The organism is Aurantimonas marianensis, assembly GCF_024195285.1.
Classification (GTDB): Bacteria; Pseudomonadota; Alphaproteobacteria; order Rhizobiales; family Rhizobiaceae; genus Aurantimonas; species Aurantimonas marianensis.
The window spans coordinates 26,210-39,409 of record NZ_JALHBS010000035.1; the positions used below are offsets into that span (position 1 = coordinate 26,210).

General features: G+C 64.8%; 7 protein-coding genes. 4 read left to right on the top strand and 3 right to left on the bottom strand.

What is annotated here, in order from left to right; translation table 11 throughout:
• The first annotated feature begins 19 nt into the window (after window positions 1–19).
• Together MJ956_RS06600 and MJ956_RS06605 are read left to right on the top strand one after the other, a co-directional pair.
• The gene (locus MJ956_RS06600) at window positions 20–928 is read left to right on the top strand and encodes a uracil-DNA glycosylase (protein WP_253963689.1); all 909 of its coding nucleotides are present in this window, start codon (window positions 20–22) and stop codon (window positions 926–928) included.
• Between the two features lie 133 nt (window positions 929–1,061).
• A complete protein-coding gene (locus tag MJ956_RS06605) occupies window positions 1,062–2,351 on the top strand; it encodes an MFS transporter (RefSeq protein WP_253963690.1) in 1,290 nt (429 codons plus the stop codon).
• 64 nt (window positions 2,352–2,415) lie between these two features.
• Here the strand turns inward: MJ956_RS06605 and MJ956_RS06610 are convergent, their stop codons facing one another.
• From MJ956_RS06610 to MJ956_RS06620, 3 genes are all read right to left on the bottom strand, one after another.
• Window positions 2,416–4,401: a PhoX family protein gene (locus MJ956_RS06610; RefSeq protein WP_253963691.1), complete on the bottom strand. Its 1,986-nt coding sequence runs from the start codon at window positions 4,399–4,401 to the stop codon at window positions 2,416–2,418.
• A 109-nt stretch (window positions 4,402–4,510) separates the two neighbouring features.
• The gene (locus MJ956_RS06615) at window positions 4,511–5,455 is read right to left on the bottom strand and encodes a DMT family transporter (RefSeq protein WP_253963692.1); all 945 of its coding nucleotides are present in this window, start codon (window positions 5,453–5,455) and stop codon (window positions 4,511–4,513) included.
• A gap of 75 nt (window positions 5,456–5,530) precedes the next feature.
• Window positions 5,531–7,831 (bottom strand): xanthine dehydrogenase family protein molybdopterin-binding subunit, encoded by a 2,301-nt coding sequence (locus MJ956_RS06620; RefSeq protein ID WP_253963693.1) that lies wholly within the window; start codon window positions 7,829–7,831, stop codon window positions 5,531–5,533.
• A 221-nt stretch (window positions 7,832–8,052) separates the two neighbouring features.
• Between MJ956_RS06620 and pepN the strand changes: the two genes are divergently transcribed.
• Both pepN and MJ956_RS06630 read left to right on the top strand, forming a co-directional pair.
• Window positions 8,053–10,701: an aminopeptidase N gene (gene pepN, locus MJ956_RS06625; protein ID WP_253963694.1), complete on the top strand. Its 2,649-nt coding sequence runs from the start codon at window positions 8,053–8,055 to the stop codon at window positions 10,699–10,701.
• A gap of 228 nt (window positions 10,702–10,929) precedes the next feature.
• Window positions 10,930–13,197: a PAS domain-containing sensor histidine kinase gene (locus MJ956_RS06630; RefSeq protein ID WP_253963695.1), complete on the top strand. Its 2,268-nt coding sequence runs from the start codon at window positions 10,930–10,932 to the stop codon at window positions 13,195–13,197.
• Window positions 13,198–13,200 lie beyond the last annotated feature (3 nt).

Genomic DNA, 13,200 nt, shown 5'->3' on the forward strand with positions numbered 1-13,200 from the left:
ATGATCTAGGAAGCACGGCATGCGCACTGAGCCTCCCACGATCGACCACACCGCCATCGCGCTGCTCGAATGGTATCGCGCCGCCGGGGTCGACGTCGTTCTGGAGGAGCGGCCGCGCGACCGTTTCACGGAGACCCGAGCCGAGATCGAGGCGCGCGCCGAGCGCAAGGCGCCGGCACCGGCCCGCGCCAATGCCTCCGCCCCTCTCGATATATCCCGATCAGCCGCCCAGCCCGCCGCGAAGCCGTCGGCGAGTCCGACCGGGGATGCCGCTTTCCCTGCGGCACGCGTTGCCGTGCCGGACGATATCGCCGTTGCCGACGCCCGCGAACGGGCCCGCTCCGCCGCCACCCTCGCCGAGCTTCAGGCGGCGCTTGCGGATTTCGACGGCTGCAATCTGCGCATCACCGCGAAATCGACCGTATTCGGCGACGGCAGCGAAATTGCCGACGTCATGTTTGTGGGCGAAGCACCAGGAAGGGAGGAGGACGCGGCGGGCGTTCCCTTCGTCGGCCGCTCGGGCCAGCTTCTCAACCGGATGCTGGCGGCGATCGGGCTGGAGCGGGAAGCCGTCCGGGTAACCAACACCGTCCCCTGGCGCCCGCCCGGCAATCGGCCGCCGACACCGGCCGAGACGCTGATCTGTCTGCCCTTCGTGCAGCGTCATATCGAACTGGTGCGACCGAAGATCGTCGTCTGCCTCGGTTCGCCCGCCTCCAAGGCGATTCTCGGCTCGCAGGAGGGCATTCTGCGCATCCGCGGACAATGGACGACCTACAGCTTCGGGCTCGAAGCCGACGAGGCGATCGACGCGACGGCGATGCTGCACCCGGCCTATCTTCTACGCCAGCCGGCGCAGAAGCGTCTCGCCTGGCGTGATTTGCTGGCGCTGAAGTCGCGGCTGGCGGAAAAATCCGACCGCGACTGAGAGCCCGTCCGGCAAATGTCGCAGATGGAATCGCAAATGACTCTCGCCAAACCGCTTCCAGAGGCCTAGCTGTCCCGCCGGAACGCAGTATCGGCAAAATGCCGAGCCGACACCTTGAGCCAAGGCGAACCTCATGCCCATGCCCGTCCAGATCCTGCCGATCGTCTCGCTGCTTCTCTCGACCTTCTTCTTGATGGCCGGTGCTGGCTTGATGGGCATCCTGCTCCCGGTTCGCGGCTCGATCGAGGGTTGGTCGAGCTATCAGATCGGCGCCTTCGGAACCAGCTACGCCATCGCCTTCACGCTGGGATGCTTCGTGATGCCGCTGATCGTGCGCCGGGCCGGGCATGTGCGCTCGTTCTCGAGCCTAGCCGCCCTGCTGGCGATTTCGATCCTCCTGTGTGCCATCGTCATCAATCCGATTGCCTGGATTTTCTTCCGGGCCATCGCCGGCTTCGCACTGGCCGGCACCTACATGGTGGTCGAAAGCTGGCTCAACGAACGGGTTACCAACGAGTCCCGCGGAACGATTTTCTCCGTCTACATGATCGTTACGATGGCGGCCATGATGGGCGGCCAGTACGTCATGCCGCTGAGCCGACCGGAACTCGCGATTCCGTTCATGCTCGGCGCCATCCTCTTTGCAATGGCGGTGATCCCGACAGCGCTATCGCAGGCACCGTCGCCCAAGCCGCTTACCGCCGTGAAAATCGACCTGCCGCTGATCTTCCGCAATTCGCCGGTGGCTTTCATCGGCGTGCTGCTGGCCGGCGTACTCTCCGGCGCCTGGAACAACATGGCGCCGGTCTTCGGCCAGAAGGCCGGCCTTTCGACGACCGAGATCGCCACGCTCGTCGTCGCGGCGATGGCTGGCGGCATTGTCTTTCAGGTGCCGCTCGGACGCATCTCGGACCGGGTCGACCGCCGCTATGTGATGAGCGCCGCGGGCCTGATCGGCGTCGCGGGGGCGACGGCGGGCGTATACCTGGCCGACGCCGGGGCTCTCATGCTTTTCGTCGTCGCCTTCGTCCTCGGCGGCATCATCTACCCGACCTATTCGCTCGCCGTCGCCCACGCCAACGACTACGCGGCCGACGAGGACTTCGTGAAGATCTCGAGCGGCCTGTTGATTCTGTATGGGGTCGGAACGATGATTGGCCCGCTCTACGCCGCCTATCTGATGGAAACCTTCGGACCCGGCGGCATCTTTCAGTCGATCGGCACCGCTGCCGCGCTGTACGCGGCCTATGCGTTCTACCGCACCTACCGCCGCGTTGCCCTGCCGGCCGAAGATCGGCCGGACTTCCAGACGACGCCCCTCGCCCGCACCCAGACGCCGACGAGCTTTGCGCTCGATCCCCGCGCCGACGTAACGCCGGGAGCGGACGAGGCCGACACGTCCGAGCCCGTTCCTGCCAGATAGGACCCCGAATGCGAAGCGGGCGGCCCGTCCGAACCGCCCGCGTGAAATCGCTAAACGGAGCGGGTCAGGCGATCTTGCCGCCGCCCTGCTTGGTGATCGCGATCAATGAAGGACGCACCGGCATGTCCTCCTTGAAGTCCGGCCAGCGGGTCGAGGGATCCTCATAATAGGATGGACGCCCAAAGCCCTCCCAATCCTCGCCACCGTCGGCGGGATGCTGGACCGCGACGAACGCGGTCTGCATGTCCGGCAGGAGCAGCGGCCCGCACATTTCCGCGCCGATCGGCACCCGGAAGAACAGTTTCGACGTGCCCCGCGCCTCGCCCTCGGTATCGACGGCGAACAAGCCGTCGGTCCGCCCGGTCTTCTTCGGTGACATGCCATCGGTCGCGACCCACAGCCGGCCTTCGGCATCGATCTCGCAATTGTCCGGCATGCCGAACCAGCCGTTCTTGGTCGTTTCGGTGGAGAAGGTCGCGCCGACCGCGGCAACGGATGGATCGCCGCATTTGAGAAGGATTTCCCATTTGCCCGTCGTGGCGGCGAAATCCTCGTCATCCTCGGCGATCTCGATGATATGGCCGAAGGCATTGTCGACGCGCGGGTTCGCCGGGTTCGGCTCCTCGCGCTTGGTGTTGTTGGTCAGCATGACATAGACACGTCCGTTGGAGCCGTTGGGCTGGATGTCCTCCGGGCGATCCATCGGGGTCGCCTCCAAAAGGTCGGCCGCCCGGCGGGTCTCGATCAGAACGTCGGCCTGGCTCTCGAAGCCGTTCTCGGCGGTCAACGGGCCTTCACCGAAGGTCAGCGGCAGCCATTCCATCGTGCCGTCCTCGGCGAATTTGGCGACATAGAGCGTGCCCTCCGCCAGCAAATCCATGTTGGCGGCACGGTCGTCCGGGTTGTAGGTGCCCGCGGTGACGAACTTGTAGACATAGTCGAAGCGCTCGTCGTCGCCGAGATAGAAGACGACGCGGCCGTCCTTGTTGACGATCGATTCCGCGCCCTCGTGCTTGAAGCGCCCCATCGCGGTACGCTTCTTCGGCACCGAGTTCGGATCCTCGACATCGACCTCGACGATCCAGCCGAAGCGGTTCGGCTCGTTCGGCTCCTTGGAGACGTCGAAGCGGTTGTGGAACTTGCCCCAGGCGTAGGTTCCGTCCGGCACGCCGTAACGCTCGTAATTCCTCGCCTCGCGGTGATCGGCTGGCAGCTCGCCCATGAAGTAGCCATGGAAGTTCTCCTCGGCCATCACGTAGGTGCCCCAGGGGGTGACGCCGCCGGCGCAGTTGTTGAACGTGCCGAATACCTTGCGGCCGGTCGGGTCGGCATTGGTCTGAATGCGCGGATCCCCGGCCGCGGGACCGGTAAGTTCCATCTCCGTCTCGGCGGTGATCCTGCGGTTCTTGGCGCCGTCCTTCACCACCCGCCATTTGCCGTCCTCCTTGCGGATTTCGACGACGGAGCCGCCATGCGCGGCCATCTCGACATTGACCTGGTTCTCGTCGGCCTCGGCGACGACGAGCTTGCCATCCTCGACCTTGACGATCCCAGGAAACATCAGATGATCGTTGGTGTATTCATGGTTGACGACCAGGAGGCCGTGTTCGGAGGAGTCGTCGATCGGCACGTAGCCGACATAGTCGTTGTTGTAGCCGAACTGGCGGTTCTGGGCGTCCGGCGTCTGCGCCGTGGGATCGAACTCCGGCGCGTCGGGAAAGATCCCGTCGCCCCAGCGCAGCAACACGTCGGCGTCGTAGCCCTCGGCGACATGATGGGTTTCGTCGACGCCGGCCTCGACCTCGGTGAAGTCGAAACGCGAACCCGACGCACCCTGCGCCTTTGCCTCGTCGGCGGCGACGAGCGCCAGGGGGCTGACCGTCGCGGCGATGGCGGTCGCGGCCAGCGAGCCGCGCAGGAAGTCCCGGCGTGAGAACCGCGCGGCGATGATCTCGCCCATGGTCCGATTGTCGGTCGGGTTATGCCCCTCGCCCGCCGCTTCCTCCAGTTGGCTGGTGCGGAACACCGCACCCGTGACTTGTTCATTCATCGGACGACCCCTTTTTCAGAAGGTTAAGAACAGCTCATCTTGCGCTGGTTCCGACCTCACCTAAAGGGCTAATGTCACGGCGCGATGACAGATTCCGCCGGACGCTCTCTCAACCGCTCGGCGGTGTCACCCGCCGCGCCTTCGAGCGCTCGATTCCCAGCTGATGCTCGCGCCAGATGATGAAGATGCCGGCGGAAATCACGATGGCCGCGCCAAGAAGCGTCGTGGAGCTCGCCGCCTCGCCGAAGGCGAAATAACCGATGGCGATGGCCCGCAGCATCGAGGTGTATTCGAACGGCGCGACGGTGGAGGTGTCCGCGAAGCGGTAGGCAGCGGTTAGCAGCAACTGCCCGACACCGCCGCACAGCCCCGCCAGTACCAGCAGAACCGCCTGTTCCCATGTCGGCAGCACCCATCCGAAAAAGATCGAGAAAAGCGCGATACCGGCCGAGGTCAGCGAGAAATAGACCACGATCGTCGCGGTCTTCTCCGTGCGGACGAGACGGCGGACCTGGATCATCGCGACGGCGGCCACAGCCGCCGAAATGACCGCCGCGATGATGCCGATCGTCTGCGCGCCGTCGACGACATCGCCGCCCAGGGTCAGCTTCGGCAACGTCACCACCACGATGCCGACCAGACCGACCATTGCGGCAGTCCAGCGATAAAGGCGCACGACTTCCTTCAGGAAGACAGCGGCGAAGACAACGGTCAGCAGGGGCGCCCCATAGGTGATGGTGATCCACTCGGGATAGGGCAGCCGGGTCAGGGCATAAAAGCCGAGCCCCATGGAGGTGACGCCGATCAGCCCGCGACCGATATGGGCGGGGAGATTGTCGGTCTTCAGAGCCGTCTTCAGGTCGCCGATCCAGGCGAGATAGAGGACCACCGGAACCAGAGCGAAGAACGAGCGGAAGAACACGATTTCGCCGGCCGGAATGCCGTCGCCGCCGGCCTTGATCGCCGTCTGCATCGCGACGAAGACCACGACCGAGAGACATTTCAGCAGAATGCCGCGCATCGGCGACTCGGCGGACGCCGGCCGACTGTCCATCCTCTCCCCCTCCTGCCTGAACTGTTCCTGTTCGCCCCGGCCGGTCGCCGGGCTTTGCTTCCTCGCGGCGTCGCCTTATCGGGCCGCCTGCAGTGCTTCCCAAACCCGCAAGGGCGTCGCCGGCATGTCGATATGCTCGACTCCGGCCGGTCGCAGCGCGTCGGCAACGGCGTTCATCACGGCGGGAGCCGCGCCGATGGTGCCGGCCTCGCCAGCGCCCTTGATGCCGAGCGCATTGGTCGTCGACGGAACGTTGCGGGTCTTGAACGCGAAGAACGGCAGGTCCCAGGCGCGCGGCATGGCATAGTCCATGAAGCTTGCGGTGACGAGCTGCCCTTCCTCGTCATAGACGGCGTTCTCGATAAGCGCCTGACCGATCCCTTGCGCCACACCGCCATGGATCTGGCCGGCGAGCAGCATCGGGTTCACCGTCACGCCGAAATCGTCGACGATCGTGTAGGCGATGATCTCCGTCGTCCCGGTCTCCGGATCGATCTCGACCTCGCAGACATGGGTGCCGTTCGGATAGGTCGCCTCGTCCTGCTTGAACTCGCCGACCGCCTTCAGGTCCTCGGCGGATCTGGCCGCCGCCGCGATGGCGGCGAAATCGATCGCGCGGTCGGTGCCGACGATCCGGGCCGTCCCGCCGTCGAGTTCGATGTCGCCGGCCGAAGCCTCCAGTTCGCCCGCCGCCAGCTTCTTGATCTTTTCCGCCAGCGTCTGGCTGGCTCGACGCACCGATACCGCGCCGAGCGGGATCGACCGCGAGCCGCCGGTGCCGCCGCCGGTCGGGGTGTCGTCGGTATCGCCCTGTTTCACGTCGATCAGATCGTAGTCGAGATTCAGCGCCTCGGCGACGAACTGGGCATAGGCCGTGGCATGGCCCTGCCCGTTGCTCTGCGTACCGATCTTCAGCTCGATCCGTCCGGCCGGGGTCAATTCGGCATAGGCCGGCTCGGAACCCGCAAAGGCACAGGCCTCGACATAGGTCGCCATTCCGATGCCGCGAAGCTTGCCTTGCGTTTTTGCATTCTCCCGGCGTGCTTCGAACTCCTGCCAGCCGGACTGCCGCATCGCCTCGGCGAGATGGCCCTCGAAATCGCCGGTATCGTACATGCGCCCGACCGCCGTCGTATAGGGAAGCTGGTCGGGCCGGATGAAGTTCTTCCGCCGGATATCCTCCCGGGCCAGGCCCATGTCGAGCGCGCACTGGTCGACCAGCCGCTCGATCAGATAGGAAGCCTCCGGACGCCCGGCGCCGCGATAGGCATCGATGGGAACAGTGTTGGTGTAGACGAGGTGGCAATCGACATTGACCGCCTGGATGTCATAGAGGCCCGGCGCCATCGACATGCCGAGATAGGGAATGAACGGCCCGTTCTGCGACAGATACGCCCCCATGTTGGCGTAAAGATCGATGTCGAGAGCGAGAAAGCGCCCGTCCTCGTCCATCGCCATCCGTGCCGTGACGACATTGTCGCGGCCATGCGCGTCGGAGACGAAATGTTCGCCGCGGTCGCCGGCCCATTTGACCGGGCGACCAAGGCGTTCGGCCGCCACCAGCACCAGAACGTGTTCGCGGTAAAGGAACGCCTTGGTCCCGAAACCGCCGCCGACATCCTTGGTCACGACCCGCACCTTCGACGGGTCGACCTTGAGCACCGTCTTGGCGAGCACTGACTGGATGCCGTGAACGCCTTGGCTTCCCGTCGTCAGGATCCAGCGGTCCTCGTCCTGCGACCATTCTCCAAGAGCGGCGCGCAGCTCCATGTAATTGCAGACGAGGCGGTTTTGCCGGAGCGTGATCTCGGAAACCCGGGGCGCGTCCGCGAATGCCGCCTCGGTCCGGTGCCTGTCCCCCATGTTGAGATGGCCGCCGATGTTCCCGTCACTGTTCGGCCAGACCGGCGCCGCGCCCTCCGCCGTTGCCGTTTCGATATCGGCAACGACCGGCAGCGGTTCGTAGTCGACGACGAGGAGCTCCGCCGCGTCCGCCGCCTGGGCCGCCGTTTCAGCGACCACGAAGGCGACCGCGTCGCCCACATGGCGCACGACACCGCGGCAAAGCACCGGAATGTCGTGGGCCGCGACCGTGCTGCCGTCAGGCTGTTCCAGCAAGGTCTGACACGGTATATCGCCGAGTTCCGCGACATCCGCATGGGTCAGCACCAGATGCACGCCGGATGCCGAACGCACGGCTTCGACATCCGTAATCGTGAAATTCGCGTGAGCATGCGGCGAGCGCACCACCACGGCATGGAGAAAATCGGGCCGGCTTTCGTCGTCGGTGTAACATCCCTCGCCCCGGACGAAGCGGTCGTCCTCTTTCCGCAGAACCGAAGCACCGAGGCCGAATTTCGGGGTCATCACGTTCATGGGACTAGCTCCTGGACGAGGATCGCTGCCGTAGGGTCGGCGCAAACGGGGACGAGGCCAAGAATGGCGTTTCGAACGCCTCACTTATTGCGTCGAACCACTTCCGTCGAGGGTCCGCGGCATCCGGTATGCCAGGACCCGGCCGACCGATGGCGCCATCTGCCGGTTGGCAATTCGCCCGCTTGGGGCTACCTCCGCTGCGATACGAAAGGAACCGCCCCATGCTTCGCACCGACGACGGTCAGACCATCAAGCTCGAAGATTACCGTGCAACGGACTTCGTCCTGCATTCGGTGGCGATGACGATACGGCTGTTCGAGGGACGCGCCGACATCCACACGACGCTCGAGCTAGAGCGGCGAAAGGGCGTCGACGCCGCCGCCCCGCTGGTCCTCGACGGCGACGAGTTGACGCTGACGGGACTGGCGCTGAATGGCACGCCGCTGGAGGGCGAGCGATACGACGCTTCTCCCCAACGGCTGGAAATCACCGGCCTGCCCTCTGACGAGCGCTTCACGCTCGACATAGAGACGACGCTCGTGCCGGAAAACAATACGAAACTGATGGGGCTCTACCGATCCAACGGCATCTGGTGCACCCAATGCGAGGCCGAGGGCTTTCGCCGCATCACCTATTTCCTCGACCGACCGGACGTGCTGGCGCGTTACGAGGTCCGGATCGAGGCGGATCGGAGCGCCGCGCCCGTTCTGCTGTCGAATGGCAATCCGGCGGAGACTGCCGTTCTTCCCGACAATCGGCATTTCGCGGTCTGGGATGATCCCTTCGACAAGCCGTCCTATCTCTTCGCCATGGTCGCCGGTGATCTCGACTCGATCCACGAGCAATTCACCACGGCGAGCGGCAAGCCCGTCAGCCTTGGCATCTACACCGAAAGGGGTCGCGCCACGCAGGCCGGCTACGCCATGGATGCGCTGAAGCGGTCGATGGTCTGGGACGAGCGGCGCTTCGGCCGCGAATACGATCTCGACGTGTTCAACATCGTGGCGATCGCCGACTTCAACATGGGCGCGATGGAGAACAAGGGCCTCAACGTCTTCAATCATAAATACGTGCTGCTCGACCCCGAGACGGCGACGGACGTCGATTATGCCGGCGTCGAGACGGTCATCGCGCACGAGTATTTTCACAACTGGACCGGCAACCGGATCACCTGCCGCGACTGGTTCCAGCTCTGCCTCAAGGAAGGTCTGACGGTCTACCGCGACCAGGAATTCAGTGCCGACGAGCGCTCCGCCACGGTCCAGCGCATTAGCTCCGTGCGGCGGTTGAAGGCGCATCAGTTTCCCGAGGACCAGGGGCCCCTTCAGCACCCCGTCCGGCCGACGGAATACCGCGAGATCAACAATTTCTATACGGCGACTGTCTACGACAAGGGCGCCGAACTGGTGCGGATGATCGAGACGATCCTCGGCCGCGACCGCTTTCGCAGGGGCATGGACCTTTATTTCGACCGCCACGACGGCGACGCGGCGACGGTCGAGGACTTCATCGCCTGCTTCGAGGCCGCAACCGGCGAGGACCTGTCACGTCTCGCGCTGTGGTACGGCCAGGCGGGAACGCCCACCGTGACCGTCACGGAGGATTACGACGCGGCCGCCGGTCGCCTGACCGTCGGCTTCAAGCAGACGCTCCGGCAAGGCACCGCCGGCACCGGAACCGCGCCGGTGCATATTCCAATCCGCTTCGGCCTCGTCGGCCCCAATGGCCAGGACATAGACACGGCATCGGTTCATGGTGCCAACGTAGCGGGCGATGTCATCCATCTCACCGAGCCCGAGGCCCGTGTCGTCTTCGAAAATCTGAGCGAACGCCCTTATCTGTCGGTGCTCAGGGACTTCTCGGCCCCGGTGGCGCTCGACCACCCCCAGAGCGAGGCCGACCGTCTTGCCCTTGCCCGTCTCGACCCGAACCTGTTCAACCGCTGGCGGATTCTTAACGATCTGGTGGGCGCGGCGCTGACGACGGCGAGCCGGGCCCCGTCCCCGGAGATCCAGGCGCCGCTGACTCCCGAGATCATCGATGCCATTCTCGGCTCGGCCGGCGACGAAAGCCTGGAAGCGGCATTCCGCGCCCAGGCACTAGCCTTGCCCGGCGAGGCCGAAATCGCGCGCATGCTTGCGGAGAATGTCGATCCCGATACCGTTCACGCCGTCGTCGAGGCGGCCCGGCGCGGCGTGGGCAAGCGCGGCGCCGCCCTGTTCGCCCGCCTCCATGCCGACCGGGAAACCGGCTCGCAGTTTTCCCCCGACGCCGAGAGCGCCGGAAGCCGGGCTCTCGCCAGCGCCGCGCTCGGCTATCTCGCCGCCGCGACCGGTGATTTCGGTCCGGCAGCGGACCAATACGCTGCTGCCGGAAACATGACCGACCGGCTCGCCGCTCTGACGGTCCTGGTGCATCGCTTCCCCGACACGCCAGCATCGACGTCCGCACTGGACGATTTCTATGCCCGCTTCAAGCATGATGGTCTCGTCATCGACAAATGGTTCGCGATCCAGGCGACGATCCCGAGTCCGGGGGCGGTTGAGATCGTTGCCGGTCTCGCCTCGCATGCGATGTTCTCGCTGAAGAACCCGAACCGCGTCCGGGCGCTTGTCGGCACCTTCGCCGCGGCGAACCAACTGGCGTTCCACCGCGCCGATGGCGCCGGCTACCGCTGGGTCGCGGAGCGACTGGTGGAGATCGACCGGCTGAACCCGCAGGTCTCGGCGCGGATCGCGACCACCTTCCGCTCTTGGCGAAGCTTGGAACCGGTCCGCCGCGACAAGGCGAGTGCGACATTACGGCAACTGCTTGAACTTAAAGACCTCTCGACTGACCTGCGAGATATCTTGGGACGATCTTTGCGATAGGCGATCTGTTCATTGACTCCTCATTCTTGTCGCAATTCGGCTCTGGACAAGGTGATTCGCCTCTGATCAATTGCCGGTGATTCGGATGTGCGGCATGCCGAATCGTTGAGATGCGGTTACGAGGGGTTAGGCATGGGAGCGGACGCGTCAAACGCGCCGGCAGGGGGACTTTTGTCCCGATTCGAGGCATTACTAACCAGCAAGACAGAGATCGCCGGGCATGCCAAGATGTTGGCCGGTCCGACCTACGAAAGGCTCCTGCGCTCCGAAAAGACGCTCCGCCGGACCATTCCCATCCTGATCATCCTGTTTCTGGCGATTGCCGCGATCGCACGCTTCGCGGCGCTCGTCGAAGAGCGCTTCGACCTTGAAGAGAGCGCGTCGCGCGAACTCCAGATCGCGACGAAGCTGATGCGGACGGAAAGCCAGCTCGCCTACGCGTCCGATCCGAAGGTGGCAGACGCGAACGCGCTGCTGACGAGCGCCATTCCGGCCGCGCTGATCCGGCAGGGGCGTTTTGCTGTTGTCAGCAATGCCGGCGGGCTGATCACCGCGGTCATGCCGGGCTATGAGCACCTTCTCGGCGACGATCTGATGCTCTTGCTGGACGAGTCGCAGGCGCTGCTGATGTTCGGGCAGCGCGCGGGGGTTCAGCATACCCGGTTCCAGGGCGAGGCCGCTCTTGTCGCAAGCGCGACTCTGGCCGGCGATCAGGGCACCATCACCTTTATCCAGCCGGATGCCGACCTGCTCGCCGAATGGCGCAAATCAGTCTCGCTGAACGTCACCCTCTTCGCCTTCACCAGCATCATCATGCTGGTCATTCTCTACGCTTATTTTCGTCAGGCGACGCGTGCCCAGGACGCCGACGCGCTGTATCTCGAGACACATCGGAAGGTCGACACGGCCTTGTCGCGCGGCCAGTGCGGCCTTTGGGATTGGGACATCGCGCGCGGGCGAATGTACTGGTCGTGCTCGATGTACGAAATGCTCGGCCTGCAACCGACGGACAGCGTTCTTGCCTTCGGCGATGTCGCGCCCCTGCTTCACCCCGACGACGGCAACCTCCTGGATGTCGCCCGGAGCGTCGCCGCCGGCAAGATCACCAGCCTTGATCACAATTTCCGCATGCGCAGGAACGACGGCGCCTATGTCTGGCTCCGCGCGCGAGCCCAGGTGACGCGCACCGGCGAGAACGAGGTCCATTTGATCGGCATCGCGCTCGACGTCAGCGAGCAACAGGAACTCGCCCGCCTCACCGACGAAGCCAACAAGCAGCTCAACAGCGCGATCGAGAACATCTCGGAAACCTTCGTCCTTTGCGACAACCGCAATCGCCTTGTCCTCTGTAATTCCAAATACCGCCAGACCTTCGGCCTCACCGAGGCGGACGTCGCCCGTGGTACCCCGCTCCACGTGGTCATGGCCAAGGCCCGCAAGCCGATCGATAGCCACACGGTCACCAGTCCGGCATTCGCCGAAGGCGAGCGCGCCTCGGAGGCTCTGCTCGCCGACGGTCGCTGGCTGCTTCTGTCGGAACGGCGCACCGCCGACGGTGGTTTTGTCTCCATCGGCACCGACGTGACGCAGCTCAAGCTGCACCAGGCGCGCCTGTCGGATTCCGAGCGGCGCCTGATGGCGGTCATTGACGATCTGTCCGTGGCGCGCCGGGACGCGGAGAAGAAGGCGGTCCAACTGACGCAGCTGAACCAAAATTATGCCGTCGAGAAGGAGCGCGCGGAGGGCGCCTCACGTGCCAAGACGACGTTCCTCGCCAACATGTCGCATGAGCTGCGCACACCGCTCAACGCCATTCTCGGCTTCTCGGAGATCATGCGCCAAGGCACGTTCGGTCCGATCGGTTGCGAAAAATACGGCGAATACACGGAAGACATCCATCAAAGCGGGCACTATTTGCTGCGGCTCATCGACGACATCCTGGACATGGCAAAGATCGAGGCTGGGCGCCTCGTTCTCTCCCCCGAGCAACTCGACCTCACCGAGATCGTCGCCGAGGCCACCAAGATCATCGAGGTCCAGGCCGAACAGAAGACGATCCGCTTCGAGGGAAGCGCCCCGAGCCGATTGCCGTTCCAGTCCGATCGCCGGGCGACCAAGCAGATACTTCTCAATCTCCTGTCCAACGCCGTCAAATTCACCGACCCGGGCGGCACGGTCCGGCTGCGCGTGCGGGCCGTAGGCGAGACCGCGCTGATTACGATCTCCGACACCGGCATGGGCATTCCGCAAGCCGCGCTGGCCAGCCTCTGCCGCCCGTTCGAGCAGATCGAGAACGAATTGACCCGCAGCAACAAGGGGACCGGGCTCGGCCTCGCCATCGCCCGGTCCCTCGTCGAGCTTCAGGGCGGCCGCATGCGGATCAGTTCGTGCATCGACGTCGGAACCGTCGTCGCGATCCGCCTGCCGGTCGCCCCGGCGGATTCATCCGACGTGCCGGCCGGGCAAGTCGAAGCTGCCGAAGCGCCGCGCGCCTGACCG